At 69.5% G+C, this 26,458-nt stretch carries 27 protein-coding genes; 14 read left to right on the top strand and 13 right to left on the bottom strand.

What is annotated here, in order from left to right; all coding sequences use genetic code 11:
• Positions 1-256: 256 nt before the first annotated feature.
• Both ACQPWU_RS51720 and ACQPWU_RS51715 read right to left on the bottom strand, forming a co-directional pair.
• A complete protein-coding gene (locus ACQPWU_RS51720) occupies positions 257-1,597 on the bottom strand; it encodes a hypothetical protein (RefSeq protein WP_433434081.1) in 1,341 nt (446 codons plus the stop codon).
• 186 nt (positions 1,598-1,783) lie between these two features.
• Positions 1,784-2,236, bottom strand: a complete 453-nt coding sequence (locus tag ACQPWU_RS51715; RefSeq protein WP_433434079.1) for an Lrp/AsnC family transcriptional regulator — start codon at positions 2,234-2,236, stop codon at positions 1,784-1,786.
• A gap of 125 nt (positions 2,237-2,361) precedes the next feature.
• On the opposite strand from ACQPWU_RS51715, the gene ACQPWU_RS51710 reads away from it, so the two are divergent.
• Positions 2,362-3,249 (top strand): phenylalanine 4-monooxygenase, encoded by an 888-nt coding sequence (locus ACQPWU_RS51710; RefSeq protein ID WP_433434076.1) that lies wholly within the window; start codon positions 2,362-2,364, stop codon positions 3,247-3,249.
• Between the two features lie 33 nt (positions 3,250-3,282).
• Positions 3,283-4,224, top strand: a complete 942-nt coding sequence (locus ACQPWU_RS51705; protein WP_433434074.1) for a serine hydrolase — start codon at positions 3,283-3,285, stop codon at positions 4,222-4,224.
• Here the strand turns inward: ACQPWU_RS51705 and ACQPWU_RS51700 are convergent.
• The 5 genes from ACQPWU_RS51700 to pstS are packed head-to-tail and all read right to left on the bottom strand — an operon-like array spanning position 4,193 to position 8,675.
• Positions 4,193-4,918, bottom strand: coding sequence for a response regulator transcription factor (locus ACQPWU_RS51700; protein ID WP_433434071.1), 726 nt, complete (start codon positions 4,916-4,918; stop codon positions 4,193-4,195). The two genes, ACQPWU_RS51705 and ACQPWU_RS51700, sit on opposite strands and share 32 nt — an antisense overlap.
• A complete protein-coding gene (gene pstB, locus ACQPWU_RS51695) occupies positions 4,918-5,694 on the bottom strand; it encodes a phosphate ABC transporter ATP-binding protein PstB (RefSeq protein WP_433434068.1) in 777 nt (258 codons plus the stop codon). The genes ACQPWU_RS51700 and pstB overlap by 1 nt, the downstream gene beginning before the upstream one ends.
• A 15-nt stretch (positions 5,695-5,709) precedes the next feature.
• On the bottom strand, positions 5,710-6,585 hold the full coding sequence (gene pstA / locus ACQPWU_RS51690) for a phosphate ABC transporter permease PstA (RefSeq protein ID WP_433434066.1): 876 nt from the start codon (positions 6,583-6,585) through the stop codon (positions 5,710-5,712).
• The gene (gene pstC, locus ACQPWU_RS51685) at positions 6,582-7,562 is read right to left on the bottom strand and encodes a phosphate ABC transporter permease subunit PstC (RefSeq protein ID WP_433434064.1); all 981 of its coding nucleotides are present in this window, start codon (positions 7,560-7,562) and stop codon (positions 6,582-6,584) included. The genes pstA and pstC overlap by 4 nt, the downstream gene beginning before the upstream one ends.
• Positions 7,563-7,568: 6 nt before the next feature.
• Complete coding sequence (pstS, locus tag ACQPWU_RS51680) at positions 7,569-8,675, bottom strand: phosphate ABC transporter substrate-binding protein PstS (protein ID WP_433434063.1); 1,107 nt, start codon at positions 8,673-8,675, stop codon at positions 7,569-7,571.
• Positions 8,676-8,796: 121 nt separating this feature from the next.
• On the opposite strand from pstS, the gene ACQPWU_RS51675 reads away from it, so the two are divergent.
• Entirely contained in the window at positions 8,797-9,270 is a 474-nt protein-coding gene (locus ACQPWU_RS51675) for a low molecular weight protein-tyrosine-phosphatase (RefSeq protein WP_433434061.1), read from the top strand.
• Positions 9,257-10,042, top strand: coding sequence for a fructosamine kinase family protein (locus tag ACQPWU_RS51670; RefSeq protein WP_433434060.1), 786 nt, complete (start codon positions 9,257-9,259; stop codon positions 10,040-10,042). The genes ACQPWU_RS51675 and ACQPWU_RS51670 overlap by 14 nt, the downstream gene beginning before the upstream one ends.
• A gap of 31 nt (positions 10,043-10,073) precedes the next feature.
• Here the strand turns inward: ACQPWU_RS51670 and hisN are convergent, their stop codons facing one another.
• The 3 genes from hisN to aroA form a co-directional block, all read right to left on the bottom strand.
• The gene (gene hisN / locus ACQPWU_RS51665) at positions 10,074-10,868 is read right to left on the bottom strand and encodes a histidinol-phosphatase (RefSeq protein WP_433434059.1); all 795 of its coding nucleotides are present in this window, start codon (positions 10,866-10,868) and stop codon (positions 10,074-10,076) included.
• A gap of 248 nt (positions 10,869-11,116) precedes the next feature.
• Positions 11,117-12,202, bottom strand: a complete 1,086-nt coding sequence (gene rsgA / locus ACQPWU_RS51660) for a ribosome small subunit-dependent GTPase A (protein ID WP_433434057.1) — start codon at positions 12,200-12,202, stop codon at positions 11,117-11,119.
• A gap of 121 nt (positions 12,203-12,323) precedes the next feature.
• Positions 12,324-13,610: a 3-phosphoshikimate 1-carboxyvinyltransferase gene (gene aroA, locus ACQPWU_RS51655; RefSeq protein ID WP_433434055.1), complete on the bottom strand. Its 1,287-nt coding sequence runs from the start codon at positions 13,608-13,610 to the stop codon at positions 12,324-12,326.
• Between the two features lie 142 nt (positions 13,611-13,752).
• Between aroA and ACQPWU_RS51650 the strand changes: the two genes are divergently transcribed.
• The gene (locus ACQPWU_RS51650) at positions 13,753-14,499 is read left to right on the top strand and encodes an SOS response-associated peptidase (RefSeq protein ID WP_433434053.1); all 747 of its coding nucleotides are present in this window, start codon (positions 13,753-13,755) and stop codon (positions 14,497-14,499) included.
• A 155-nt stretch (positions 14,500-14,654) separates the two neighbouring features.
• The gene (locus tag ACQPWU_RS51645) at positions 14,655-14,987 is read left to right on the top strand and encodes a TraR/DksA family transcriptional regulator (protein ID WP_433434051.1); all 333 of its coding nucleotides are present in this window, start codon (positions 14,655-14,657) and stop codon (positions 14,985-14,987) included.
• Positions 14,988-15,100: 113 nt separating this feature from the next.
• Here the strand turns inward: ACQPWU_RS51645 and ACQPWU_RS51640 are convergent, their stop codons facing one another.
• Positions 15,101-15,868, bottom strand: coding sequence for a class I SAM-dependent methyltransferase (locus tag ACQPWU_RS51640; protein ID WP_433434049.1), 768 nt, complete (start codon positions 15,866-15,868; stop codon positions 15,101-15,103).
• A 234-nt stretch (positions 15,869-16,102) separates the two neighbouring features.
• On the opposite strand from ACQPWU_RS51640, the gene ACQPWU_RS51635 reads away from it, so the two are divergent.
• The 7 genes from ACQPWU_RS51635 to ACQPWU_RS51605 all read left to right on the top strand — a co-directional run bounded on the left by ACQPWU_RS51635 (position 16,103) and on the right by ACQPWU_RS51605 (position 22,506).
• Complete coding sequence (locus ACQPWU_RS51635) at positions 16,103-16,708, top strand: sigma-70 family RNA polymerase sigma factor (RefSeq protein WP_360685222.1); 606 nt, start codon at positions 16,103-16,105, stop codon at positions 16,706-16,708.
• Positions 16,705-16,971, top strand: a complete 267-nt coding sequence (gene rsrA / locus ACQPWU_RS51630) for a mycothiol system anti-sigma-R factor (RefSeq protein ID WP_433434047.1) — start codon at positions 16,705-16,707, stop codon at positions 16,969-16,971. Before ACQPWU_RS51635 ends, rsrA begins: the two co-directional genes overlap by 4 nt.
• A 10-nt stretch (positions 16,972-16,981) precedes the next feature.
• Positions 16,982-17,923, top strand: coding sequence for an NAD-dependent epimerase/dehydratase family protein (locus tag ACQPWU_RS51625; protein ID WP_433434044.1), 942 nt, complete (start codon positions 16,982-16,984; stop codon positions 17,921-17,923).
• A gap of 221 nt (positions 17,924-18,144) precedes the next feature.
• Complete coding sequence (locus ACQPWU_RS51620) at positions 18,145-19,494, top strand: HD-GYP domain-containing protein (protein WP_433434043.1); 1,350 nt, start codon at positions 18,145-18,147, stop codon at positions 19,492-19,494.
• Positions 19,491-20,783 (top strand): HD-GYP domain-containing protein, encoded by a 1,293-nt coding sequence (locus tag ACQPWU_RS51615; protein ID WP_433434041.1) that lies wholly within the window; start codon positions 19,491-19,493, stop codon positions 20,781-20,783. The genes ACQPWU_RS51620 and ACQPWU_RS51615 overlap by 4 nt, the downstream gene beginning before the upstream one ends.
• A gap of 122 nt (positions 20,784-20,905) precedes the next feature.
• The gene (locus ACQPWU_RS51610; protein WP_433434039.1) at positions 20,906-22,261 is read left to right on the top strand and encodes an acetyl-CoA carboxylase biotin carboxylase subunit; all 1,356 of its coding nucleotides are present in this window, start codon (positions 20,906-20,908) and stop codon (positions 22,259-22,261) included.
• A gap of 32 nt (positions 22,262-22,293) precedes the next feature.
• Positions 22,294-22,506: a biotin/lipoyl-binding carrier protein gene (locus ACQPWU_RS51605; RefSeq protein WP_433434036.1), complete on the top strand. Its 213-nt coding sequence runs from the start codon at positions 22,294-22,296 to the stop codon at positions 22,504-22,506.
• Here the strand turns inward: ACQPWU_RS51605 and ACQPWU_RS51600 are convergent.
• The gene (locus ACQPWU_RS51600; RefSeq protein ID WP_433434034.1) at positions 22,496-22,888 is read right to left on the bottom strand and encodes a thioesterase family protein; all 393 of its coding nucleotides are present in this window, start codon (positions 22,886-22,888) and stop codon (positions 22,496-22,498) included. The two genes, ACQPWU_RS51605 and ACQPWU_RS51600, sit on opposite strands and share 11 nt — an antisense overlap.
• 289 nt (positions 22,889-23,177) lie before the next feature.
• Between ACQPWU_RS51600 and ACQPWU_RS51595 the strand changes: the two genes are divergently transcribed.
• Positions 23,178-24,761 carry a serine/threonine-protein kinase gene (locus tag ACQPWU_RS51595; protein ID WP_433434032.1) on the top strand — a complete coding sequence of 528 codons (1,584 nt, stop codon included), beginning with the start codon at positions 23,178-23,180 and terminating at the stop codon, positions 24,759-24,761.
• 1 nt (position 24,762) lies between these two features.
• On the opposite strand, the gene ACQPWU_RS51590 is transcribed toward ACQPWU_RS51595, so the two are convergent.
• A complete protein-coding gene (locus tag ACQPWU_RS51590) occupies positions 24,763-26,409 on the bottom strand; it encodes an acetolactate synthase (RefSeq protein WP_433434030.1) in 1,647 nt (548 codons plus the stop codon).
• Positions 26,410-26,458 lie beyond the last annotated feature (49 nt).

The raw sequence follows: 26,458 nt of genomic DNA, 5'->3' as shown, positions 1-26,458 counted from the left end.
GCCCTGCTGAGGGGGGATCGGAGGGTATGGGAGACGCGGTCCCTGAGGTGGCGCGCCATGAGGAGCCCACGGTTGTTGCGGAGTAGGCGGGGGGCCGTACTGCTGGGGTGGTGCCAAGGGCGGCGCTGGATACGGCGTGGCCGGGGGTGGCGGGGGATACGGCGCGGGGTTGCCCCTGGGCGGGTTCCAGGCGGGTGGGGCGGGGCGGTTGTTGCCGGGGCCGCCGGGATACTGGTCGGTCATTCCTCGTCCACGTTCAGGCGAGCTGCCGGCGGACGTACGACGCCCACTGCCGCTCGAAATTCGTCTTGCTCACACCCAGCACCTTGAACAGTGCCGTCTCGCTGTCGTCGCCCGGCGCCCGGTAGGCCGCGATCACTCCTTCCGTCAGCTCTCGCTCGCCGTATCGCTCGGCTATGTACCGCATGGCGAGATGCCCCATCAGATAGTTGGCGCTGGTCATGCCCTTGTAGCCCCAGGTCATGTTGGACGGCAGTGCGCCGGTGAACGGCGTGGCCAACTGCCCCGCCAGGTAGGCGCGGCCTGTCTGGTAGCGGATGTTGCGATTGATGGGGCTGTCGCGGTTGGCCATGTACTCGGCGAAGCCCTCCACGATCCAGTTCGCCTTGCCGAAGAGGGAGAACTGCGCGCTGTCCACGCTCGCGAGCAGCGAGTGGGCCAGCTCGTGCGTGCTGATCTCCAACATCTCGGCCGAGCTGTCGAAGAAGGGCGAGCCGGTGTCCATGACGACGCGGGTGCCGCCGATTCTCATGTCGTCGCCCGAGGTGACCCAGCTCGGCATGGGGATGGACACGCCTGCCTCGTCCACCTTCTGCTTGCGGAACAGGTTGCCCAGCTGGGTCTGGCCCTTGACCAGGGCCACCGCGAAGCCCGAGGGGACCGGCGCGGACGGGTCGCCGTTGCGTTTCCAGAAGTCCAGGTTCCGTTGGGCGGCCTTGGCCACCATGGGGGCGATGCGCTTGGCGAGCGCGGAGTCCTCGGTACGCGCCATGATCATGCCCGCGCCTGCCCGGGTGATCGAGATATCGGGCCAAATGTCCCAGGGGCCCGGGTAGTAGACGGTCTTGGAGCCCTCGCCGCCGAGTATCGTCGGCGGCGCGCCTTCTACCTTGGTGACGACAAGAGGCGCGTTCGCGGAGGCCTTCTCCATCGTCCAGCGGTACCACTCGGAGACCGGCCGCAGGTCGATTCCGGAGAGCCGGTGGACGAACGCGACGTCCTGGTTGAACTTCACGGCCCGCCCGAAAGTGTCCTCGGCCCGGCCCTCGCGCCGCAGCACCCGGTAGGCGGCCTCGGCCAGAGGGACCTTCCGGAGGTTCGCGAACAGCTTGCGCTGGTCGCGGACCAGCGCCGCGTTCTGCTTGTCGAAGATGGAGGTGTAAGCGTTCACGTCGCCGGACGTCAGGGCCTTGCTGTGCTGCTCGACGAGCTTGGTGATCTCCTCGTCGGTGACGACCACGGCGGCCGGATCGGCCTGACCCGACGCCTCCGGCTTCTCGGGCGCCGGCGAGACGTTGCGTCCCCGTATGACGAGGCCGACGGCGGCACCTACGGCGATCACCAGGACGAGGGACATCGCTCCCAGAGCCAGCCAGAGCCCGGTCCTGCTTCTCCGCGGCGGTGGAGGGGGAGGAGGAAAGGGAGGCGCTCCCTGCCAAGGAGCGTTGTAGCGCTGATAGCCCGGCCCCGACGTCACTTTCGCCCCGATCGTGCAGGGAAACCACGAAAGAGAAAAATCGTACCAGTGGCACCTGGGCCATCTTCAGGGGATGTTCAGGAGGGGCTCGATCCGGTACGGGATCTGGGTGGACAGGGAGATGGTCGTGTCCGTGCGCCGCACCGCCGGCGACGCCAGGATGTGGGCGATGATCTCCTGGAGGTGGTCGGACGTGCGCGCCACCACCCGGCACAGCAGGTCGTGCTGGCCGCTCGTACCGTGAACCTCCAGGATCTGCGGCACGGCCCGCAGCGCCTCCACGGCCTCCGTCAGCCGGCCCTGGGCGATCTGCAGCGACACGAACGCCAGGATGGGGTACCCGGCCCGGGCCGGTGACACGGTCGGGCCGAAGTCCTCGATCACGCCTCTCGCAGTCAGCTTCTCCACCCGGGCCTGTACGGTTCCACGCGCCACGCCCAGCAGTCGGGCCAGCTCCGTCAGTCCGATGCGGGGATGGGCACGCATGGTCACCAGCAACCTCGCGTCTAGATCGTCCATGTCTTGCCCTCTCAAGCTGTGCGATTCGCCCAGAAATTATGTGATTTGGAGTGCGAAAGCTAGCGTATCGACCAGGCGAACTGGACGCTCTTGCCAGGAAAACCGGGACTTGCTGTCATTTGGGCATGTTCGAGGAAGCACAGTACTTCGCCCCCGTCGCGGCTCAGGAGGACGGCTCGGTGGTGGTCGAGCTGTCGGAGTCCCATCCGGGGTTCGCGGATCCGGTGTATCGGGCGCGGCGGAACACGATCGCGGGGCTGGCCGTCGACTACCGTCCAGGCACGCCCATCCCGGCCGCCGAGTACACCGACCAGGAGCACGCGGTCTGGGCCCTGGTCACCAGGGAGCTGGCGATCAAGCACGCCAAGTACGCCACCGCCGAATACCTTGACGGGGCGGACCGGTTGGGGCTGCCGGGAGAGAGGATCCCGCAGCTCGAGGAGGTCTCGCGGCTGCTGGAGCCGCTGACCGGGTTCCGCTATCTACCTGCCGCGGGGCTGGTGCCGTTGCGGGACTTCTACGGTGTGCTGGCCGACGGCTACTTCCACTCGACGCAGTACATCCGGCACCACTCCGTGCCCTTCTACACGCCGGAGCCCGATGTCATCCACGAGGTGATCGGGCATGCCAACGCGCTGGCCGGCTCCCGGTACGCCGCCCTCTACCGCCTGGCGGGCCAGGCCGCGCGGCGGGTCCAGTCCGATGAGGCGCTGGAGTTCGTCTCGAAGGTGTTCTGGTTCACGCTGGAGTTCGGGGTCATGCAGGAGAGCGGCGAGCTCAAGGCGTACGGGGCGGGCATCCTGTCGTCGTACGGGGAGATCGAGGAGTTCCGCGGCATGGATATCCGGCCGCTGGATCTGTCCGCGATGGGCACGACGCACTACGACATCACGAAATATCAGGACGTGCTGTTCCGGGCCGAGTCCCTCCAGCACCTGGAGGACGTCGTAGGGGACTTCTGGGACACATGTGACGACGACTCGATCGCGAAACTCGCCGCCGCCGCCGTCTAGCGGCCTGTCACGATTTTTCGTGATAATGCATCAATGATCGCGAGCCGTGGACAGGCGATACCACGAGCGGTCATCGCGCTCGCCCTGCTCGCCGCCCTCGTCCCGACACCGGCCCGGCAATTACCGGCGCACGCACCCGTCCCCCTCGCGCAGGAGGCCCCGGTGCTCCTGGGGATCCGCAAGGAGGCCACGGGGGCGCGGCTGGAGCGGGTCTCGGCCGAGGAGACCCTGGCGCCGGTCCCGGCCAAGCGGATCGGCAAACGGCTCGACGGCTACCTCGCGGGCCGGTCCGGGAGGGTCACCGCCATGGTCAAGGACCTGGCGACCGGGCGGCTCTACCGCTATCACCCCGGCGAGCGGCTGATCACCGCCAGCACCGCCAAGGCGCAGATCCTCATGGGCCTGCTGCTGAAGACCCCGTGGAAGAAGCTGTCACCGGCGGTCCGGCACGATGCCGAGCTCATGATCCGCTACAGCGACAACCACGCCGCCGACCGCCTCTGGCTGCGCCTCGGCGGCGCGCCCGGCTTCACGAAGGCAGGCAGGAAGTTCGGGCTCAAACACACCCAGGGGGTCCCAGGCAACTGCGTGGACCTCTATTGCTGGGGAATCACCAGAACGTCCGTGGACGACCAGATCCGCCTCATGCAGGCCCTGGTGTCCCCCAAGAGCCCGCTCAAGGCCAAGGACCGCGGCCAGGTGCTCAACCTCATGGGCCGGGTCGTCGACGGCCAGAACTGGGGGATCAGCGCCGCCGCGTGCGACGGCGACCGCGTGGCGCTGAAGAACGGCTGGCTCAAGCATGTCTCGAACAAGCTCTGGGCCACGATCAGCGTGGGCCTGCTCAGAGGCGACGGCCACGACTACGCCATTGCCGTACTCACCGAGGGAAGTCCTGAGGTGGGGTACGGCATAGCGACCGTCGAAGGCGTAGCGAAGAGGATCATGCGGGATTTCCGGAAGTGCCCGGCGTGACCAGGCGGTAGCCGACGCCCCGCACGGTCTGGATGAGCTGGTCGTCCTCGTCGCCCAGCCGGTGGCGAAGGCGTTTGACGTGCACCGCGATCGTGTTGGTCGAGGTGGTCGCCGCGGCGTGCCACACGTGACGCATGATCTGCTCGCGGGTGACCGTGCGGTCGGCGTTGCGCATCAGGTAATGCAGCAGCTCGAACTCCCGCAGCGGCAGGTGGACGGCCCGCCCGCCCACACGTACCTGGTAGGCCTGCACGTCCAGCTCGACCTCGCCCACGGCCAGCACCTGGCGTGACCCGGGCGAGGCCGCCTGGATGAACGGCAGCAGCTCCGTCACCCGGTAGGGCCTGGCCACGCAGGCGGCCGCGCCGGCCGCGAGCGCGCGTACCGCCTGCTCGGCGTGGCCCTCGCCGACGCCGAGCAGGACGGGCACGGCGCGCGCGAGGCGTACCGCGCGGACGAACTCCACCGCGTCGATGACCGGGAGCGTGGCCGAGACGAGCACCACGTCAGGCTGCAGGGCTCCCGCCTGGAGGAGGCCCTGAGCTCCGTCGGGCGCGCCCGTGACGGCCACGCCCTCGCGTTCGAGCGCCGTGGCGAGGTCCTCCACGACAGCGTCGTCTGGATCAGCGATGAGCAGTACGGGCTTGGTCCGCGCGTCCCCGTTCACAGTGGATGCCGCCTGCTGTTGGATCATCAGCCGAAGCGCCCGGTGATGTAGTCCTCCGTGGCCTTCTGAGTTGGATTGGTGAACATGCGGGACGTCTCGTCCATCTCGACCACCTTGCCGGGCTTGCCCTGTTCGGCGAGGTTGAAGAACGCGGTCCTGTCGCTGACCCTGGCGGCCTGCTGCATGTTGTGGGTGACGATGACGATCGTGTACTCGTCCTTGAGCTTGGCCATGAGGTCCTCGATGGCCAGCGTGGAGATCGGGTCGAGTGCGGAGCACGGCTCGTCCATCAGCAGGACCTGCGGCCGGACCGCGATGGCCCGGGCGATGCAGAGCCGCTGCTGCTGGCCGCCCGACAGGCCCGCACCCGGCTTGTTGAGGCGGTCCTTGACCTCGTTCCAGAGGTTGGCGCCCTTGAGCGACTCCTCCACCACGCCGTCGAGCTCCGACTTGCCGACGCGGCCGTTGAGCTTGAGCCCGGCGGCCACGTTCTCGTAGATCGACATCGTGGGGAAGGGGTTGGGGCGCTGGAAGACCATGCCGATCATCCGGCGTACCGAGACGGGCGCGACGGTGGCGGCGTACAGGTCCTCGCCGTCGAGCAGGACCTTGCCCTCGACGCGGGCGCCGGGGATCACCTCGTGCATGCGGTTGAGCGTGCGGAGGAACGTCGACTTGCCGCATCCGGACGGGCCGATGAACGCGGTGATCGAACGGGGCTCGATGGTCATCGACACGTCCTCGATCGCCTTGTGCGACCCGTAGTACGCGTCGAGACCCGAGACCTGGATCTGCTTGGACATTGCGGCGGTTACCCCCTATCGGCCCCTGGCGGGCGCACGCCACCAGGCGATCAGGCGCGCCACCAGGTTGAGCAGCATGACGATCAGGATGAGCGTGAGGGCGCCGGTCCACGCCCGGTCGATGGCGGTGTCGTTGGGGCGGCCCGCCTGGTCGAAGACGAAGAGCGGCAGGCCCATCTGCGGTCCGGTGAACGGATCGTTGTTGATGGAGTTGGTGAAGAACACCGTCATCAGCAGCGGCGCGGTCTCGCCGGCGACCCTCGCCACGGCCAGCATGACGCCGGTGACGATGCCGGTGAACGCCGTCGGCAGCACGACCTTCAAGATCGTGCGCCACTTGGCCACGCCCAGCGCGTACGAGGCCTCTCGGAGCTCGTTGGGGACCAGCCGGAGCATCTCCTCGGACGATCTGACCACCGTCGGCATCATCAGGATCGACAGCGCGAGCGCGCCTGCCCAGCCGGAGAACTGGAAGCCGAGGACGAGGATCCAGAACGCGAAGACGAACAGGCCGGCGACGACCGAGGGGACGCCGGTCATGACGTCCACGAAGAAGCTGATCGACCGGCTGAGCCTGCCACCGTTGCCGTACTCGACCAGGTAGATCGCGGTGAACAGGCCGATGGGGACCGAGATGAGCGAGGCGAGCAGGACCTGCTCCAGCGTCCCGATGATCGCGTGGTACGCGCCTCCGCCGGCGTCGCGGGCGCCGATGCCGCGCATCGAGTGGGTGAGGAACTCGATGTCGAAGCGGGCCAGGCCGTTGGATACGACCAGCCAGAGCACCGAGACGAGGGGCACCACGGCCAGCGCGAACGCCAGATAGACCAGCCCCTGGACGAACTTGTCCTTGACCCGGCGGCCGGTCGAGATGTGCTGGATTCCCGTCATGCGCCGGCCCTCGCGTACTCCTTGCGGCGGTTGATGATCAGGCGTGCACCCGTGTTGACCAGCAGCGTGATGATGAACAGCACCAGGCCGGAGGCGATCAGGGCGCCGCGGCCGATCTGGGTGGCCTCACCGAAGCCGTTGGCGATGTTCGCGGCGATGCTGTTGGCGTGGGGTGTGAGGATCTGGAAGGTGATGTCGAAGGTCGCGGGAAAGATCAGCGCGACCGCGATGGTCTCGCCCATGGCCCGGCCGAGGCCGAGCATGGCGGCGCTGATCACGCCGGGGCGGCCGAACGGCAGCACGGCCATCCTGATCATTTCCCAGCGGGTGGCGCCGAGCGCGAGCGCCGCCTCCTCGTTCATCTTCGGCGCCTGGAGGAACACCTCGCGCGAGATGGCCGCGATGATCGGCAGGATCATGATCGCCAGCACGATGGAGCCCGCGAGCATGGTCTTGCCGCCGATGGCGCCCTCGCCGGCGAACAACGGGAACCAGCCGAGGTTCTCGTTCAGCCACTTCGACGGCTCACGCAGCAGCGGCACCAGGAACGCCAGGCCCCACAGGCCGTAGACCACGCTGGGCACGGCAGCGAGCAGGTCGATCAGGTAGCCGAGCGGCGAGGCCAGGCGGCGGGGCGCGTAATGCGAGATGAACAACGCCACCCCGACCGCGATCGGGGTGGCGATGACCAGCGCGAGCGCCGAGCTGAGCACGGTGCCGAAGGCCAGGGCCCCGATGCCGAACACCTTCTGGCCATTGGGATCCCAGGTCAGCTCGGAAAAGAAGGAGCCCTTGTTCGCCTGCAGGGCGGGGATCGCCTCGCTGATGAGGAACACGGCGATCGCCGCCATGATCGCCAGCAGGATGACGCCCGCCGCGGTGGAGACGAATCGGAAGGGACCTTCACCATCGCTGCGCCGCGAGGCGGACCGGCGCGTGGCCGGCCCGCCGTCACGGGTTTTCAGATTTGTGGACATCGGCAATTAGGAGATCGCCTCGACAGCGGAACGGACCTTGGTGAGCAGGGTCCCCGCCAGCGGCGCGTAGCCCAGCTCCTTCAGTGCCGCCTGGCCCTCGTCGCTGGCGGTGTAGGTGAGGAACGACTTGACCACCTTCGACTCCTCGGCCGCCAGGCCCTTCTCGCAGGTGATCTCGTACGTCACCAGCACGATCGGGTACGCGCCGGGGGTCTTCGTGGCGTAGTCGATCGACAGGGCGAGGTCGTTGCCGGTGCCCTTGATCTGGGCGGTCTCGACGGTCTTGGCCGCGCTCTCGGGGGTCAGCTCGACGTACTCGTTGGCGCCGTTGGCGACCTTGGCCTTCTGCAGCGACGAGTTCTCGGCGAACGAGAGCTCGACGTAGCTGATCGCGCCCTCGGTGTCCTTCACGGACGAGGCGATGCCGTCGGAGCCCTTGGCGCCCTGGCCCTTGGCGTCGGCGGGCCACGCCTTGGCGGGCTCATACGGCCAGCCGGCGGTGGCCTTGAGGAACTTGGTGAAGTTGTCGCTGGTGCCCGACTCGTCCGAGCGGTGGAAGGCCTGGATCGGGGTGGACGGCAGCTTCGCGTCGGGGTTCTCGGCCTTGATGGCGGCGTCGTCCCACTTGGTGATCTTGCTGTCGAAGATGCTGCCGAGCGTCTTGGGGGACAGCTGGAGGCCGTCGACGCCGGGCAGGTTGTAGACCACCGCGATGGGGCCGGTCACCATCGGGATGTTGATGGCCTTGCCGGTCTTGCAGCGGGCGTCGGCCTGCGGGGCCTCCTCCGGCTTCAGCGCCGAGTCGGAGCCGGCGAAGGCGACCGTGCCCTGGATGAACGACTGCACGCCCGCGCCGGAGCCGCTGGGCTGGTAGTTGATGGTCACACCCGAGTTCGTGGCCGTGAAGTTCTTCGTCCACTCGGTGATCGCATTGGCCTGGGCCGAGGAGCCCGCAGCGTTGATCGTACCGCTCAGACCATTGTCATTGCCCGCAGCGGGCGCGCTGGCGCTGGCGGATGTGTCGCCGCCAGAGGCGTTGTTGTCTGTGCCGCACGCAGCGAGGGAGAGCGCGCCGACGACGGCGACAGCGGCGAGCCGGCCTGCATACTTCACGGTTGGGTTTCCTCCCACTTGGTCCTTAGTCGCCACGAAGTTATGCGGCCAAAGTGACTGCGACCCCCTGACAAGGGTGAACGTACGGTGAACGCGCCCGGTCACCCCCATGATGGGAGTTATGACCTATCGCGTATGCCTGGTGTGCATGGGAAACATCTGCCGATCCCCCATGGCGGAGGTGGTGCTCCGCCAGACGCTCGCCGACCGCGGGCTGGGGGACCGCGTCACCGTTGAGAGCGCCGGAACCGGCGGCTGGCACGCCGGGGACCCCATGGACGAGCGGGCGCTGGCCATCCTCGAGCAGCACGGTTACGACGGCTCGGCGCACCGGGCGCGGCAGTTCACCCGGGACTGGTTCGACCGCTACGACCTGGTGCTGGCCATGGACCGGGACAACCTCGCCAACCTACGTCGGATCGCGTCCACGGGGGTGGACGTGCAGCTGTTCCGCTCGTTCGACCCCGCCGCCGCGGAAGGGGCCGAGGTGCCCGATCCGTACTACGGGGGCCGCGAGGGGTTCGAGGAGGTGCTCGCGCTGGTCGAGTCCGCCTCCGAGGGCGTGGCCAAGCACATCGCCGATGAGATCGACTGAGAGCCTCGGCTCGTCCCACGGCGGGCGGAGGCTGCGGGGCGTGCTGGACGACGGGCGCGAGGTGTTCGCGAAGACCGGCGCCGCCTCCGAGATGTACGCCTCGGAGGCCGCCGGGCTGCGCTGGCTGGGAGAGGCGATCGCGGTGCCCGAGGTGGTCGAGGTGGGTCCCGATCGGCTCGTGTTGTCGTGGGTACGTGAGGAGGCGCCCAGCGCGGCGGCGGCCGAGCGGTTCGGGCGTTCGCTGGCCCGGCTGCATCGGGCGGGGGCCTCGGACTTCGGCGCGCCCTGGCCGGGGTTCATCGCCGAGCTGCCCATGGACAATTCGCCTGCCCCCGACTGGCCCTCCTTCTACGCTTCCCAGCGGGTGCTGCCCTTCGCGCGGCAGGCCCGGTTGCCCTCTGCCGACGTGGCGCTCATCGAACGGGCCGCGGAGCGGTTCGCCGCGGTGGCAGGGCCTCCCGAGCCGCCCGCGCGGATCCATGGAGATCTCTGGAGCGGGAACGTGCTCTGGTCCGGCGGGTCGGCGGTGCTGATCGATCCCGCGGCCCATGGCGGGCATCGGGAGACCGATCTGGCCATGCTCGCGCTCTTCGGGTTGCCGTACCTCGATCGGGTGCTGGGGGCGTACGACGAGGAGTTTCCGCTGGCGGCGGGGTGGCGTGAGCGGGTGCCGCTGCACCAGCTGCATCCGCTGCTCGTCCACGTGGTGCTGTTCGGCGGGTCCTACTGTGACGGGTTGATGAACGCGGTACGGCGGGTGCTGGCGCTCTGACTCCGTGGCTTGATGAACGTTGAGTGAATTGTCAGCGGATGACGGTGCCGTTGAGGCGGTCGATCACCTCGTCGTGCAGGATCCCGTTGGTGCAGACCAGGCTGCCGCCTTCCAGCCCCCGCACGCCGGCGACGTCGGTCCAGCGGCCGCCGGCCTCCTCGACGATCACCGTGAGCGCCGCCATGTCCCACGGCGACAGCTCGGGCTCGGCCGACAGGTCCACCGATCCCTCGGCGACCATCATGTGCGACCAGAAGTCGCCGTACGCCCTGGTGCGCCAGCAGGCGCGGCCGAGGTCGAGGAAGTTGTCGAGCCTGCCCGTCTTCTCCCACCCGCCGAAGCTGGAGTACGAGAACGAGGCGTCCTCCAGGCTGGACACGGAGGAGACCTGCATCCTGGAGGCCTTGGTCAGACTCTTGCCGGTCCACGCGCCGCCCTCGGTCGCCGCCCACCATCTCCTGCCGAGCGCCGGGGCGGACACCAGGCCGACGACGACCCTCCCGTACTCCATGAGCGCGATCAGGGTCGCCCACACCGGGACGCCGCGCACGTAGTTCTTGGTGCCGTCGATCGGGTCGATGATCCAGGAACGGGCGCCCCAGCCGGTCTTCCCGAACTCTTCGCCTACCACCGCGTCGCGGGGCCTCGCGCGGCGCAGCGTGCCCCGGATGGCCTCCTCCACGGCACGGTCGGCGTCGCTGACCGGCGTCAGATCGGGCTTGGTGTCGACCTTGAGATCGACCGCCTTGAATCGCCGCATGGTCAGGTCATCGGCGGCGTCCGCCATGACATGCGCGAGGCGAAGATCATCGGAATAACCCTGCACGGTCGCCAACGCTACCGGAATTGTCCCCACTGCTCCGGCTTCAGGGCGGGGGTAAAGCGGACTTTTCCGTGGGACTGGGCAAGAACTGCTGTTTCGCCGTCAAGGTAAAAGGGCGTCCAGACAGCTCAGATCGGTCTATTCCCCTGCTTGGCGCTCCCGGTCACGACAGAAGAATCAGGCTCGCCCTTTGGCCGCGGAAAATGTGATTCTCGCTGGAGAGCGCCACTTCGGGACATTCGGCGGGCGGGTCACGGGGTTTCGTCGAGGGTGCCTTCGCGGCTGGAGAGCAGGCGGCGGAGGGACTCGAGGCGGGCGGGGTCGGCGTTGCCCGCGGCGACCCAGGCGTCCAGGGCGCAGTCGGGGCCCAGGTGGGTGCAGCCCTTGGGGCAGTCGACCGTGCCTTCCACGAGATCGGGGAACGCCGCCAGGACCGTTTCCATGTGTACGTGGGCCAGCCCGAAGCTCCGGACGCCCGGTGTGTCGATGATCCAGCCGCCCTCCGGCAACTCCAGGGCGACGGCCGAGGTGGAGGTGTGGCGGCCACGGCCCGTCACGGCGTTGACCTGGGAGACGGCGCGATTGGCGTCCGGCACCAGGGCGTTGACGAGGGTGGACTTGCCGACGCCCGAGTGACCGACCAGGACGCTGAGGCGGCCCGCCAGGTGGTCGCGGAGCTCCTCCAGGGAGCCGCCCTTGTGCACGACGACGTGCGGAACGCCCAGGGGGTCGTAGAGAGCCACCAGCTCGTCGGGCGGGGCGAGGTCGGACTTGGTGAGGCAGAGCAGGGTGTCGATCTCGGCGTCGAAGGCCGCCACCAGGATGCGGTCGATCATGCGGGGCCGGGGCGGCGGGTCGGCCAGGGCGGTGACGATGACGAGCTGGTCGGCGTTGGCGACGACCGGGCGCTCGATGCCGTCGGTGTCTTCCGTGTCGTCGGCCGAGCGGCGCAGCATCGACGTGCGGGGCTCCACGCGTACGACCCTGGCCAGGGTGTCGGGGCGGCCGGAGACGTCGCCGACCAGGGCGACCCGGTCGCCCACGACGATGCCCTTGCGGCCCAGCTCGCGGGCCTTCATGGCCACCACGAGCCGGCTTTGCGGCTGCTTGCGCTTCTGCGCGGACCCTTTCGGGCGTTCGGGCTCGACCAGCGTCGTGTAGCGGCCCCGGTCAACGGCCACCACGAAGCCTTCGACGGCGTCCTCGTGCGCAGGACGGATCCGGGTCCGCGGCCTCGAGCCCTTGCCCGGCCTGACCCGTACGTCGTCCTCGTCGTACTCCCGCTTCCTCAGCGGTCCACTCCCATGTGTTGTCTCACTTTCCCTTGTCGCGGGCATGCGGGGATGACGTCGTGCCGGTGGCCATTGCGGGCGGCCGGCCCTCTCCTGGCGCCCTTTTCCGACGTGCCCGGCGTTTCCATCGCGAAACCCGCGGCTGGGGGCGGTGGCGGGCCCGGTGTCATCGGGCTTCCAGCATGCCGGCCCACATCTGGACGAACTCGGGGAGGGTCTTGGCCGTCGTCGCGATGTTCTCCACCTCCACGCCGGGCACCCTGAGGCCGATCACGGCTCCGGCCGTGGCCATGCGGTGGTCGTCGTAGCTGTGGAAGGTGCCGCCGTGCAGCGGGCGGGGGCGGATGATCAGGCCGTCGTCTGTCTCCTCCGCGTCGCCGCCCAGGCGGTTGATCTCGGTGGCCAGCGCGGCCAGGCGGTCGGTCTCGTGGCCGCGCAGGTGGGCCACGCCCCGGATGCGGGTCGGCGTGGTCGCGAGCGCGGCGAGGGCCGCGATCGTCGGGGTCAGCTCACCCACCTCGTGGAGGTCGGTGTCGATGCCGCTGATCTCACCCATCGGCCGCCCCGTGACCACCAGGTCGGCTCCGTCCGGAGAGCGGGTGACCGCGGCGCCCATCGCGGTGAGCAGGTCGCGCAGGGCGTCGCCTGGTTGCGTGGTGCGGGCCGGCCAGGCGGGGATGGTGACCGTGCCGCCCGTGACCAGGGCGGCGGCCAGGAACGGGGCCGCGTTGGACAGATCGGGCTCCACCGTCATGTCCCTGGCCGCGATCGGGCCCGGCTCGACGCGCCACACGTCGCGCTCGCTGTCGTCCACCGTGACGCCCACCGCCCTGAGCATCTCCACGGTCATCTCGATGTGCGGCTGCGAGGGCACAGGCGGGCCGACGTGGCGGATCGTGACGCCCTTCTCGAACCGCGCCGCCGTCAGCAGCAGCCCGGACACGAACTGCGACGACCCCGAGGCGTCCAGCGTGACCTCGCCGCCCGGCAGCGGCCCGCTGATCGTGAACGGGAGCGCGTCGTTGTCGACCCTCGCGCCCAGCGAGCGCAGGGCGTCGAGAATGGGGCCCATCGGGCGCTTGCGGGCGTGCGGGTCGCCGTCGAAGGAGACCGGGCCGTCGGCCAGGGCGGCCATCGGCGGGACGAAACGCATGACCGTGCCCGCCAGCCCGGCGTCGATGCTCGCGCCGCCCCGGATCGGGCCCGGCGTCACCTGCCAGTCGACCCCGGCGGCGCTCTCGCCGGCGGCCACCAGGGTGGCGCCCAGGGCCCGCAGGGCCGAGACCATCAGGTCGGCGTCACGGCTGCGCAGCGCCCTGCGCACGACGCCGGGGCCGTCGGCGAGCGCGGCCAGGACGAGCGCGCGGTTGGTCACCGACTTGGAGCCGGGCAGCGAGACGGTGGCGGTCACCGGAGCGGTCGCCGTGGGTGCGGGCCAGTGCGGGGCGGACATGGTCAAAGACTACTGGGAGTGGCAGGGCGGGTTCACAGCCTGTGGATGGCGGCCGACCCCCTCGTCCAGGCTGTGGACGGCGGTGGCCGGCGGCCCTCGCGTCAAACATGCGAGCGAAAGCCGTACGTGGCAGTGTGGGGTTATGTGCGGTAGATACGCCTCGGCGCGCAAGAAGCACGAGCTGCTCGAGGAGTTCCAGGTCGAGCAGGACGGCGACCCCGACAAGGAACTCGGCGCCGACTACAACGTCGCGCCGACCAAGAACGTCTATGCCGTGCTCAGCCGCGTCCCCAAGGAGGCCGAGCGGGCGGTACGGCAGCTCAGGATCGTGAAGTGGGGCCTGGTGCCAGCCTGGGCGAAGGACCCGTCGATCGGGTCCCGGATGATCAACGCCAGGATCGAGACCGTGGCCCAGAAGCCGTCGTTCCGCCAGGCGTTCGCCAAGCGCAGGTGCCTGCTCCCGGCGGACGGCTATTTCGAGTGGATGCCCGTCGAAGGCGAAAAGAAGAAAAAGCAGCCGTACTTCATTCATCCGGAGGACGGCGGGGTGCTGGCCATGGCGGGTCTGTACGAGTTCTGGAAGGACCCGTCGCGCGCCGACGACGACCCGCTCAAGTGGCTGGTGACCTGCACCGTCATCACCACGGACGCGGAGGACGACCTCGGCCGCATCCACGACAGGATGCCCATGATGATCGAGCGGGAGCGCTGGGAGGAGTGGCTCGACCCCAAGCTCAACGACGTCGAGCAGGCCACCCGGCTGCTGGTGCCCGCCGAGCAGGGACGGCTCACGGCGTACCCGGTCTCCACTGACGTCAACAACGTCAGAAACAACGGCCCGGACCTCATCAAACCGCTACCGGAGGAGGGGGAAACCGCCCTTTTCTAAAGGTGTAAGAAGCGCGGTAAGTGGGCATTCGGTGAGGAAAGCGATGCATCCGTTCACTCGGTGTCACCGCCAAAAATGCCCCCTAATTGCGCCGGGCGGGACAACCGGGGAGTCCTAGCCGCGGGTTGCCGTGATTCACCCGGAGGTGCGGATTCGTGGACGTCACGACCGCTCGTGAGCGGCTGGAAGACATGCTCGCGGAACTGGACCGATCGATCGGGGTCCTCCAGGGCGACCCCGTCGCCGTGCGCGAGCACTCGGCGGCCGACGCAGGCTCGGACCTGACCGACGCCGACCGCGCCCAGGCCATGCTGACCGTCGCCACCGCGCAGCGCCGCGCCGTGATCGAGGCGATCAAGCGCCTGGACGAGGGGGTGTACGGCCGGTGCGTCGACTGTGCCGAGCCGGTGCCGGAAGGACGGCTGGAGGCCCGGCCGGAGGCCGCGCGTTGCGTGCAGTGTCAAGGCAAGCGGGAGCGCCGTCGCTGAGCACGGGGGCCGCCGGACACGAAGAACGGCGGCCGGGGCTCAGCCTCCACAGGCGCCGCTCACGCTCTTCACGGATCGGGGCCTCAGGCGTTCGGGCTTCACGGATCGGGGCCTCAAGCGCTCAGGCCGGGGCCTGATCGGGTCTTGCGGCAGCTGGCCACCAGATGGATGCCGACCGTGTCGTCGTCGTCCGGATGGGCCTCCAGCTCCGTGCGCACCAGATAGTTCAGTGCCCGTGCGTCCGACCCGAGCACGTGGTCCACCGTGGACGGCGACAGCACCGTGCGCGGCCGCATCCACTCGACCTCTAGCCCGGCGCCCATCAGCAGCTCGCGCAACTGCCCGCTGCTGAAGCAGCGCGTGATGCTGCCGTCCGGCCACGGCACCAGCATGACCTCGCCGGTCTGCCGCAGGTGCTGCCACTGCTCCTGCTCGGCCAGGATCGCCATGCCCAGCACCAGCGAGTCGACGCACACCAGCGCCCGCCCGCCCGGCCGCAGCACCCGGGCCACGTCGTTCATCGCCGACTCCGCCATCAGCTCGATCGACAGCACGCGTTCCTCGGCGAGCACCGCGTCCACGCTCGCGTCGGGCAGGAACGCCAGATCGTCGGCGCGTACGTGACGAACCCGGTCGACATCGCGCAGCCGGGACTGCCCATCGACGACGGCACGGCGGAAGTCGAGCACCTCGATCACCTTGTGCCCTGCCCTGGCCGCCTGGCCGGACCAGCGCCCCCGGCCGCCGGAGAGATCGAGGATGACGGAGGGTTCGCCAGGAAGCCATCGGTTGAGTTGTTCGGCGGCGACGGCGCGGTAGAAGGTCCAGTACGGCCCGAGCGTCCCTGAGCCGTTCAGTTCCTCGGCCGGAATGGGCAGCACACGCGACTCCTGGGTTCCGGGTAAAGGGCTACCAGCCGGTACGTATGGACGTTCCCCGCACCGGGTCGTTCGTACCTTCTATCTTGCGGGAACAGACAAGGGCGCGGGCGTGTTGCGACGAGCATGCTCACATTGCTCGAACCCCTCCCCGCTGGCCAGCAAGTCATCGGCCAGCGGGTATCCTCCCCTGAGTACGGTGTTCCGCAACAGCCGACCACCGGTGATCTTAGGGGGGTGGGTCCGGTGCCCGCGACAGGCGCGGAGACGCTGGAGCAGCGAAGCGAGCGATTCGAGCGCGACGTCATGCCGTATCTCGAGCAGCTCTACTCCGCCGCGCTCCGGATGACCCGGAATCCCGCGGACGCGGAGGACCTGCTGCAGGAGACCTTCGCCAAGGCGTTCGCGTCGTTCCACCAGTTCCAGGAGGGCACCAACCTCAAGGCGTGGCTCTACCGGATCCTGACGAACACGTTCATCAACAGCTACCGCAAGAAGCAGCGTGAGCCGAAGCAGTCCGGCACGGAGGAGATCGAGGACTGGCAGCTCGCGCGGGCCGAGTCCCACACCTCGAGCGGCCTGAAGTCGGCGGAGGTAGAGGCGCTCGAGCACCTGCCCGACGGCGACATCAAGCAGGCGCTCGCGGCCCTGCCGGAGGAGTTCAGGATCGCGGTCTATCTGGCCGACGTCGAAGGCTTCCCCTACAAGGAGATCGCCGACATCATGGGCACTCCGATCGGCACCGTGATGTCGAGGCTGCACAGGGGACGCAGGCAGCTCCGGGGCCTCCTTGAGGACTATGCCCGCGGGCGTGGCCTGGTCCCGGCGGAGGGATCGAAATGAGCTGTGGCAACCCGCATGACACCGACTGTCGCGAAGTGCTCGACAAGGTCTACGCCTATCTCGACGGTGAGCTGACCGAGAGCGACGTCGTCGAGATCCGCGTACATCTCGACGAATGCGGCCCGTGCCTGAAGGAATACGACCTGGACAAGGCGGTCAAGGCGCTCGTGCACAAGCACTGCGGCTGCGACCCGGTTCCCGCGGACCTGCGCTCCAAGGTCCTGGCCCGCATCGCGCAAGTCAGGGCGGAGCTTCCGGACTAAGATTCACACCATGCGTGTGCTGGTCACCGGAGGCGCCGGGTTCATCGGGTCCAATCTTGTCGATCGCCTGCTCGCCGAGGGCCATGACGTCGACGTGGTCGACGATCTGTCGTCCGGGTCGAGGGGCAACCTGGCCGAGGCCGTCGAGAGCGACCGTTTCAGGTTGCACGTGCTCGACGTGCTCGACCCCGCGCTGATCGGCCTCGTGGCCGAGCTGCAACCGGAGGTCGTCTGCCACCTGGCCGCGCAGATCAGCGTGCGCAAGAGCGTGGCCGACCCGAGGCGCGACGCCAGGGTCAACGTCGAGGGCACCGCCGCCGTGCTGTCCGCGGCCCATGAGGGACGCGCGCGCAAGGTGGTGTTCGCCTCCTCCGTGGCCGTCTACGGCAGGCCCGCCGCGATCCCCGTGCCCGGTGACGCGCCCACAGACCCGCGCTCGCCGTACGCCGCGTCGAAGCTCAGCGGTGAGACCTACCTCGCCGCGTTCCGCGCGCTCTACGGCATCGAATACACCACTTTGGTGCTCTCCAACGTCTACGGCCCGCGCCAGTCGCCCGAGGGCGAGGCGGGCGTGGTCGCGATCTTCACCGACGCGCTGCTCAGCGGCACGCCCACGGTCGTCTACGGCGACGGCGCCCAGACACGCGACTACATCTACGTCGACGACGTGATCGACGGGTTCGTCAAGGCATGCGGCCAGCAGGGCGACGGCCAGAGGTTCAACCTCGGCACCGGCATCCAGACGACCGACCGCCGGCTCCACTCGCTGATCGCCGACGCCGCGGGCGCGCAGGACCATCCGGGGTTCGCGCCGCCGCGCCCTGGCGACCTGCCCGCGATGGCGGTCGATCCGGTGCCGGCCCACGAGGGGCTCCGCTGGCAGCCGCGCATCGACCTGCCGACCGGGGTGAAGAAAACGGTCGAATGGGCGCGAAACCGTCGCCACAAGTAGTTGCATGATTACGCTTTGCTTGCGATTTCCGACTCGGCCCATGCGGTGACGGCGTCTTCTGTAGCGTGAGCTCCAGAAGCCGACATGGAGGCATGTGGATGATGAAGGTTACGGTCGCCCGGCTACTCACGGCCATCCTGTTGATCACCCCGGTGATCATGCTGATCGGGGGAGCGGTTCCTCCCGGGGTGTCCTGGACCTGATCTCCGTAGGGGGCCGCAATGCGTGATCTGCCGTGGCCTGCAAGGGTCTATCTGGTTGCCGTGATCGGGGCGGCGGCCGCTCTCATCGTACGTAGCGTCATGGTCTCCGGCGCCCCCGTGGCGCAGGAGGACCTGGACGTCCTGCTGGTGCTCGCGCTGCTGTTCCTGGTGTGCGAGTCGATGCCGACGCTGCTCAACATGGAGCAGTTCGCGGTGTCGGTCAGCTTCTCCGCCTCCCTGGCGGCGGTGGTGCTGATCGGGCCGGAGGGCGCGGCGCTGGTCGGGCTGACCGCGGTGCTGAGCGTGCGTCCCGGGCTGCCGCTGGTCAAGCGGCTGTTCAACGGTGCGCAGTTCGCCATCTGCGGCTACGTGGCCGGGCGGGTCTACGAGGCCCTCGGCGGTCAGGTGGGCGTGCCCCAGGTCAACGCGTTCGACGACCTCATCGGCCCCTATGCGGCTGCCACCGCCGTGTTCGTGCCACTCAACATCGTGCTCACGCTGACCATCATCGGGCTGGCCACGCGGGTGCGGCCCGCCGAGGTGCCGATGCGGGGCATGGCCCAGTTCCTGCTGTCGTACCTGGGCTACGGCACGTTCGGCCTGCTGGTGGCCGGGCTCTGGGCCACCGTGCAGTCGATCTCGGCGGTGCTGGTGCTGCTGCCGCTGTTCGTGGCTCGCTGGGCGTTCGGGCAGTACCACGCGCAGCAGCGCTCGTACGAGGCCACCATCGCCGCGCTCTGCCAGGCCGTGGAGACCAAGGACTACTACACCCGGGGCCACTGCACGCGGGTCTCGCTCGCCTCCTCCATGATCGCCCAGGAGATCGGCATGGGCCCCGAGCGCGTGCGGGCCATCCGCTACGCGGGCATGCTGCACGACGTGGGCAAGCTCGGGGTGCCGACCAAGGTGCTGCAGAAGGACGGTCCGCTCACCGAGGAGGAGTTCGCCGCGATCCAGCTCCACCCCATGCGCGGCCTGGAGATCGTCCGCGGCATCGGCTTCCTCGACGAGGCGTACGCCGGGATCATGCACCACCACGAGCGCCACGACGGCACCGGCTACCCGATGGGCCTGGCCGGTGACGAGATCCCCGAGTTCGCCAAGGTCATCGCGGTGGCCGACGCGTTCGACTCGATGACCTCCGACCGCTCCTACCGCGGCGCCAGGCCCGTCACGGAGGCGCTCGAGGAGCTGCGCAAGACCGCGGGCACCCACTTCGACCCGGTCATGGTCGTGGCCTTCATCCGCGCGCTCGAGCGGGAGCCGTGGCAGCCGCCGCGCAAGGTCGAGGCGCCGCCGCCCGACGAGACCCCGATCAAGGACCACGACGACCCGACCATGCCCATCGAGGTCGTGACCGGGCAATGATCACCACGGAGCGCCCGAGGCGCACAGAACGCTCACTGAGCACGGTCCTTCGCCGGCTCGACTCCGGTCAGCTGCTGCTCATCTGCGCGGCGGGGCTGGCCGCGGTCGCGGGCGTCGCCCACACCGCCGCCGTCGGGCTCGATCGACCGGAGATCGCGGTCGGGTTCGGCGCGCTGATCGCGGTCGGCGAGCTGGCCAGGCTCACCATGCCGGGCAACAGGGAGGTCGCGCCCATCGGCGCCGCCGCCGCGCTGGGCTACACGCTGCTGCTCGACCTCAGCCAGCACCCGCTCCGCCACTCCGCGCTGCAGGTCGTGGCCGTGATCGCGGTCGGGATGCTGGCCGGGGCGCTCCCGCACCTGGCGGTCGGCCGCCCGCCCCGGCTGGACGCGATGGCGCGGCGGCTGCTCACCGGCGCGCTGCTGGCCTTCGCGTTCCGGCCGCTGGCCGACCCGCTCTACGAGATGACGAAGCCGCCGACCAGCACCTGGTGGCCCGCGCTCGTGGTGATGGTGACGCTCATCGCGATCACCCTGATGATCGACGTGCTGATCGCCGCGCTGCTACGGGCCGAGCAGCTGCGCACGGCGTTCAGGGTGGCGGTGCGCGACGAGATCAACATGGCCTTCCCGCTGGGCGCGGCCGTGGCCTCGTCGGGCGTGCTGCTCGCGCTGGCCACGCACAGCATGGACCTCGTCGCGCTGCTGGTGTTCGCCGCGCCGCTGCTGGTCACGCAGGTGGCCTTCAGGAAATACGCCGGGATCCGCGCGACCTACCTGCAGACCGTACGCGCCCTGTCGCGGGTCACGGAGGTCGGCGGCTACGTCGAGCCCGGCCATTCGCGCAGGGTGAGCCGCCTGGCCGTGGCGATCGGCAGGGAGCTGGGCATGGCCGAGCCCGAGCTGCTCGAGCTGGAGTACGCCTCGCTGATGCACGACATCGGCCAGCTCTCGCTGCGCGACCCGATCCCCGGCGGCGCCACCGTGCTGACCGAGCCCGAGCAGGCGCGGCGCATCGCGGAGCTGGGCGCCGAGGTGATCAGACAGACCGGCGTGCTCGATCGGGTGGCCGACGTGGTCAGGCGGCAGTGCGACCCGATCGCCGACGATCCGCCGCTGTCGAGCCGCATCATCAATGTCGCCAACGCCTACGACGACCTCGTGGGGCCCTCGACCGACCGCGACCGCGCCGGGGCCGCGCTGGAGCGCATCCGGTTGTCGTCCGGCAGCGCGTACGACCCCCACGCGATCGAGGCGCTCACCCGGGTGATCGACCGCGGACGCGTTTAGCCCGTACAACTGCTGTCGCGTTTCGGGGCGTTCACAATTGTGGGGTTCCTACAGATCGTGCTCTTCGGATCGGTGCTTCAGGAGGAAAGGGGCGGGCCGGTAGCGGCCATAGGCTGGTCGGCGTGCTTACTGAGACGCTCGGACCCGTCCTGATCGCCAACCGAGGGGAGATCGCGCGGCGGATCATCCGCACGGTCAAGCGGCTGGGGCTGCGCGCCGTCGCCGTGCACTCGGAGCCCGACGGCGACCTGCCGTTCGTGCGCGAGGCCGACGAGGCCGTGCTGATCGGCCCGGCCAACCCCGCGCAGAGCTACCTCGACGCCGGCAAGGTGCTGGAGGCGGCCCGCGCGACCGGCGCCAAGGCGATCCACCCGGGTTACGGGTTCCTCGCCGAGAACGCCGCGTTCGCCAGGGCCGTGATCGACGCCGGCCTGGTGTGGATCGGGCCCGCGCCCGAGGCCATCGACAAGATGGGCGACAAGATCAACGCCAGGAACCTCATGGAGAGCGCGGGCGTGCCGGTCGCCGCGGGCACCCGCGAGCCGGTCACCGACCTGTCGCTGGCGCTCAAGGCCGCCGAGGTCGTCGGCTACCCGGTCATGGTCAAGACCGCGGGCGGCGGCGGTGGCATCGGCATGAGCGTGGCCCACGACGACGAGGGCCTGGCCAAGGCGTTCGAGCAGGCGGCCAGGGCGGCGGCGAGGTTCGCGGGAGACGCGCTCGACGGGCCGGCCGTGCTGCTTGAGCGCTACATCGAGCGGGCCCGCCACGTCGAGGTACAGATCCTCGGCCTGCCCGACGGCCGCGTCGTGGCGCTGGGCGAGCGCGACTGCTCGGTGCAGCGCCGCCACCAGAAGGTCGTCGAGGAGTCGCCGTCCCCGGGCATCACCCCCGAGCTGCGCGAACGCATGCTCGCCGCCGCCGTGCGGGCCGGCGAGGCCGTCGGCTACCTCGGCGCGGGCACGGTCGAATGCCTGGTCGATGCCGACAAGCAGGACTTCGTGTTCCTGGAGATGAACACCAGGCTGCAGGTGGAGCACCCGGTCACCGAGCTCGTCACCGGACTCGACCTGGTCGAGCTGCAGCTGCGGGTCGCGGCGGGCGAGAGCCCCGAGGTGCGGGCCGCCACCACCGGGCACGCGATCGAGTTCAGGGTCTACGCGGAGGACCCCAAGAGGTTCTTCCCCGGGCCTGGCACGATCACGGCGTGGGTGGAGCCGGACGGCGAGGGCGTACGCGTGGACTCGGGCTACGCCGCGGGCAACACGGTCACCCCGTTCTACGACCCCCTGATGGCCAAGCTCTGCGTCTACGGCGAGAACCGCGCCGACGCGCTGGAGCGGGGCCGCAAGGCGGTGGACGCGTTCCTCGTCGAGGGCCCCAAGAACAACCTGCCGTTCTGTGCGGAACTGCTGGACAACGCGGAATTCATCACCGGCGACTACGACACGGGCCTGGTTACGCGGATGCGAGCCTAAGGTGAATACATTGGTGAAAGAGGGGAGTTCCGGTGGCTGAGGTACGCGCTGAGATGGTGGCGAACGTCTGGAAAGTCGTCGTCAGCGAGGGCGACACCGTCTCTGAGGGCGACACGCTGGTCATCCTGGAGTCGATGAAGATGGAGATCCCCGTGATCGTCGAGGACGACGGCGTGGTGGCCCAGATCAAGGTGGCCGAGGGCGACGTCATCCAGGAAGGCGACCTGATCGCCGTCATCGACTAGCAGCCCGGCGCGCCCTCGCCATGAACTTGGCGCGGTCGACCACCACGCGTTCGATGGTGCCGCGGCCCACGACGGCGTGTCGGTCGTGGGCTTCGAAGGCGAAGACCAGCCGCCGCCCGTCGACCTCGGTGAGCTCGACGCCGATCTGCACGTGCGTGCCCAGCGGGCTGGCGGCCAGGTGCTCGAGCTCGACCCGGGTGCCGACCGACGTCTCGTCCGGCGCCAGGTGCTTCTCCACGGCCTGTACGGTCGCCGCCTCGGCCAGCGCGAGCAGCCGGGGCGTGGCCAGCACGGGCACGTCACCGCTGCCGATCTTCTTGGCGGTATCCTCCATTTCCACCATGATGAGCAGCTGGGAGCGGAGACCCGGAGCGAGCGTCATGGGATCAGCCTATGGTGGGCCGTGTTCTGACGGCACACCAGAGGTAACGGGCGACGGCCGCACCTGCTAATGGGTCCGCTGACTTCCCCGAAACGCGGACAAGTGCAGCCATAAGGCTCCAGGATAGGGTTTGTACGGCTTAAGAACATTTGAGTGGCATGTGGGACAGGTGAGTCGTACACTCTCTGAGTTCCGTGACCACTGTGTTACCTGACCGCGACGAAAGTTCGCTTTGTTGGAGAGCCGCGGGGTGCGCGAGGTTACAGGTGTAGGGGGGTAGCGGGGGAGCATGGTGGCCCAAGGGACGACGCTGGCGGGGCGGTATCGGCTGGATACCCGCATCGGCGCCGGTGGCATGGGCGAGGTGTGGCGGGGCGAGGACATCGTCCTGGCGCGCACTGTCGCCGTGAAGGTGCTGCTTCCCGGCCGTACCGAAGATCCCGGGTTCGTCGCTCGCTTTCAGGGGGAAGCGCGGGCGATGGCCACGATCAATCACGCCGGTGTCGTCGACGTCTACGACTACGGCGTCAGCGGCGACACCGTCTATCTGGTGATGAAGTTCGTCGACGGTGAGCCGCTCGACCGGCTGCTGGCCAGGCTGGGCCGGATTCCGCCGCAGGCGGCCATGGAGCTGATCGCGCAGGCGGCGTCGGCGTTGCAGGCCGTTCATGACCAGGGGATCGTGCACCGCGACGTGAAGCCGGGCAATCTGCTCGTGCAGCGCGACGGCACGCTGGTGCTGACCGACTTCGGCATCGCCCGCTCCGACCTGGCCAACCGGCTCACCGACGCCGGCATGGTGCTCGGCACCGCCGCCTATTGCGCCCCTGAGCAGGCCGAGGGCGCCCCTGTCACGCCCGCGGTCGACATTTACGCCCTTGGCGTGGTCGCGTACGAGTGTCTGGTGGGGCAGCGGCCGTTCGACGGCGACAGCGCGGTCACGATCGCGCTCAAGCACATCCGCGAGGCGCCGCCACCGCTGCCCGCCGAGATCCCCCCGGCGGTGCGCACGCTGGTCGAGGTCGCCCTGTCCAAGGACCCGGCCAGGCGTTACCCGACGGCCAGGGCGATGAGCGAGGCGGCCAAGGCCATCGCGAGCGGGCAGGCGCCCGCGGTCCCCGAACCGGTCCTCACCACCGGAGCGACGATGGCGCCGCCGGTGGAGGCGTACCAGACGGGGGCGCATCAGGCGCGTCCGCAGGAGGAGACCACGACGGTGGCCGACCGGCGCGGGGGCAGCCGCCGCGCGGCCAAGGCCCCGCGCAGGACCGGGCTCATCGCGGGCATCGCCGCCGCGGTGGTGCTCGGCGCGGGTGCCACCGCGATCGCGCTGACCGGCATGACCACCACCGGTGAGCCCACGCCGACGAGTACCGTCTCCCAAGCCGCTGACGACTCGAAGAACATCGCCACGACGACGACCAAGCCGCCGCCCAGGAGAACGACCAAGCCGCCGACGCTCGAGCCGACGCCGGATCCCACGCACACCAGCCCCAAGCCGCCGGTGCGGACCACGGAGGAGGAAAAGGAGCCGACCAAGACACCCAGCAGCACGCCGAGTGTCACCAAGACGCCGACCAAGACCCCCACGAACACCCCCACGCCGGGCGTCAAGAAGGTGATCGTGCCGAAGGTGGTCGGGATGGCGTTCCTGAAGGGGCAGGAGATGGTCGAGGCGGCCGGCTTCGAGGATGTGATCCCCGACGACACGACCACCAGCTCCGACGGCATGCGCTGCGGCAAGATCTCGCAGACCGTGCCGGGCGCCGGGGTGGCGTGGCCGGTGAACAAGCCGGTCAAGCTCGTCGTCGTGGACGGCGTCTGCCCGGAGGACAGCCCGACCCCCAGCGTCAGCGCCACGCCGAAGCAGTAGGTCACACCCCCGTCGTGTTGCGGGGGTAGGCGATCTGCGGGTCTGTCGCGATGTTCACCATGTACGGGATGCCCGAGTCGAACGCCCTGCGCAACGCCGGCCCGATCTCCGACGGCTTGGTGACCAGCTCGCCGCCTCCGCCGAGCGCGGTCACGACCTGGTCGTAACGGCACTGCGGCTGGAGCTCGGCGGCCACGTCGTAGCCGTACAGGAGCTGCATGGGGTGCTTCTCCAGGCCCCAGATGCCGTTGTTGCCGCAGATCATGACGACCGGAAGCCTGTGACGGACGAGGGTGTCGACGTCCATGAGCGAGAACCCGGCGGCGCCGTCGCCCAGCAGCAGCACCACCTGCGAGGACGGCCTGGCCAGGCGGGCGGCGATGGAGTAGCCGAGGCCGGTGCCGAGACAGCCGTACGGGCCCGGGTCGAGCCAGTTGCCGGGCTGCTTCGGCTCGACGTATTTGCCCGCGTAGGAGACGAAGTCGCCGCCGTCGCCGATCACCACGGCGTCGTCGGCCAGGACCTTGCCCAGCTCGCCGTACACACGCATGGGGTGGATCGGGTCGGAGTCGGAGGCCAGCAGGTCGGCGTCGCCCGCGATGGCAGCGGAGGCCGCGCCGGCCAGCTTCGACACCCAGGAGGCGTATGCGTCGGGCTTGACCCCCGCGTCGCCGCAGGCGGTGCCGAGGCTCCAGAGCACCACCGACAGGTCGCCGGCGGCGGACGCGGCCGGCTTCATGTGGGTGGCCAGCTGCGAGGGCGCGTCGGCGATGTGCACCACGCGGGCCAGCGGCGCGGCGTCCTTTCCGCCGAACCATCCGTAGCCCAGGCGGAAGTCGAGCGGGGTGCCGACCACGATGACCAGGTCGGCCTGGGCGAAGGCGAGGCCGCGGGCCCGCGTGACGAGCAGCTCGTGGCCCGAGGGCAGGATGCCGCGGCCCTGGCCGTTGGGGATGACCGGCAGCCGCCACGTCTCGGCGAAGTCGCGCGCGGCCTCCTCGGCCCGGTCCATCCACACGTCGGAGCCGTACACCAGCACGGGCCGCTCGGCCTCGGCCAGCAGCCGCGCGATGGCGGCCAGGCCGTCGGGGTCGGGCTCGAGCGGTGACGGCGTCTGCGTCCGTACCTCGTGCGGCGGCGAGGGCGCGAACAGGTGGTCCATGTAGAAGTCGAGGAAGACCGGGCCGCGGTGGGGCGCGACCGCCGTGCGGAAGGCCACCTCGACGTCCTGGCCGACGGACTCGGCGTCGGACGCGGTGAACGACAGCTTGGTGACCGGCTTGAGCAGCGGCGGGTGGTCCATCTCCTGGAGCGCGCCGCTGCCCCAGCGCGACTGGGGCGCCCGGCCGCCCATGACGACCACGGGGGAGCCGTTGAAGTGGGCGGTCGCGACGCCGCTGACGCCGTTGGTGACGCCCGGGCCCGCGGTCAGCACGGCCAGCCCCGGACTCCTGGTCAGCCTGGCCGTCGCCTCGGCGGCGAAGACCGCGCTCTGCTCGTGGCGTACGTCGAGGATGCGCATGCCCTCGTGCACCGCGCCGTCGTAGAGCGGGAAGACGTGACCTCCGGACAGGGTGAACATGGTCTCGACGCCATAGGCCTTGGACACGGCGACGGCGGCGTCACCGGCGTGCTTCGCAGACTCCATGCCGGGAACTTACCAACCAGTCAGCAGAGTAAACAGATCTTAAGGATCT

The organism is Nonomuraea sp. CA-141351 (assembly GCF_050944675.1).
Taxonomy (GTDB): domain Bacteria; phylum Actinomycetota; class Actinomycetes; order Streptosporangiales; family Streptosporangiaceae; genus Nonomuraea.
Note: the sequence above shows the minus strand (reverse complement) of the source record. Positions and strands in the feature narration are given on the sequence as shown.

What these genes read in the sequence shown, in the direction of transcription:
- ACQPWU_RS51590 (WP_433434030.1), bottom strand. Translation starts at nt 26,409, where the DNA reads ATGGAGTCTGCGAAGCACGCCGGTGACGCCGCCGTCGCCGTGTCCAAG.
- rsrA (WP_433434047.1), top strand. Translation starts at nt 16,705, where the DNA reads ATGAGCTGTGGCAACCCGCATGACACCGACTGTCGCGAAGTGCTCGAC.
- pstA (WP_433434066.1), bottom strand. Translation starts at nt 6,585, where the DNA reads ATGACGGGAATCCAGCACATCTCGACCGGCCGCCGGGTCAAGGACAAG.
- rsgA (WP_433434057.1), bottom strand. Translation starts at nt 12,202, where the DNA reads ATGCCCGCGACAAGGGAAAGTGAGACAACACATGGGAGTGGACCGCTG.
- pstC (WP_433434064.1), bottom strand. Translation starts at nt 7,562, where the DNA reads ATGTCCACAAATCTGAAAACCCGTGACGGCGGGCCGGCCACGCGCCGG.
- ACQPWU_RS51675 (WP_433434061.1), top strand. Translation starts at nt 8,797, where the DNA reads ATGACCTATCGCGTATGCCTGGTGTGCATGGGAAACATCTGCCGATCC.
- ACQPWU_RS51715 (WP_433434079.1), bottom strand. Translation starts at nt 2,236, where the DNA reads ATGGACGATCTAGACGCGAGGTTGCTGGTGACCATGCGTGCCCATCCC.
- ACQPWU_RS51705 (WP_433434074.1), top strand. Translation starts at nt 3,283, where the DNA reads ATGATCGCGAGCCGTGGACAGGCGATACCACGAGCGGTCATCGCGCTC.
- ACQPWU_RS51620 (WP_433434043.1), top strand. Translation starts at nt 18,145, where the DNA reads ATGCGTGATCTGCCGTGGCCTGCAAGGGTCTATCTGGTTGCCGTGATC.
- pstB (WP_433434068.1), bottom strand. Translation starts at nt 5,694, where the DNA reads ATGTCCAAGCAGATCCAGGTCTCGGGTCTCGACGCGTACTACGGGTCG.
- ACQPWU_RS51595 (WP_433434032.1), top strand. Translation starts at nt 23,178, where the DNA reads ATGGTGGCCCAAGGGACGACGCTGGCGGGGCGGTATCGGCTGGATACC.
- ACQPWU_RS51600 (WP_433434034.1), bottom strand. Translation starts at nt 22,888, where the DNA reads ATGACGCTCGCTCCGGGTCTCCGCTCCCAGCTGCTCATCATGGTGGAA.
- ACQPWU_RS51720 (WP_433434081.1), bottom strand. Translation starts at nt 1,597, where the DNA reads ATGTCCCTCGTCCTGGTGATCGCCGTAGGTGCCGCCGTCGGCCTCGTC.
- ACQPWU_RS51700 (WP_433434071.1), bottom strand. Translation starts at nt 4,918, where the DNA reads ATGATCCAACAGCAGGCGGCATCCACTGTGAACGGGGACGCGCGGACC.
- ACQPWU_RS51670 (WP_433434060.1), top strand. Translation starts at nt 9,257, where the DNA reads ATGAGATCGACTGAGAGCCTCGGCTCGTCCCACGGCGGGCGGAGGCTG.
- ACQPWU_RS51710 (WP_433434076.1), top strand. Translation starts at nt 2,362, where the DNA reads ATGTTCGAGGAAGCACAGTACTTCGCCCCCGTCGCGGCTCAGGAGGAC.
- ACQPWU_RS51615 (WP_433434041.1), top strand. Translation starts at nt 19,491, where the DNA reads ATGATCACCACGGAGCGCCCGAGGCGCACAGAACGCTCACTGAGCACG.
- ACQPWU_RS51650 (WP_433434053.1), top strand. Translation starts at nt 13,753, where the DNA reads ATGTGCGGTAGATACGCCTCGGCGCGCAAGAAGCACGAGCTGCTCGAG.
- ACQPWU_RS51625 (WP_433434044.1), top strand. Translation starts at nt 16,982, where the DNA reads ATGCGTGTGCTGGTCACCGGAGGCGCCGGGTTCATCGGGTCCAATCTT.
- aroA (WP_433434055.1), bottom strand. Translation starts at nt 13,610, where the DNA reads ATGTCCGCCCCGCACTGGCCCGCACCCACGGCGACCGCTCCGGTGACC.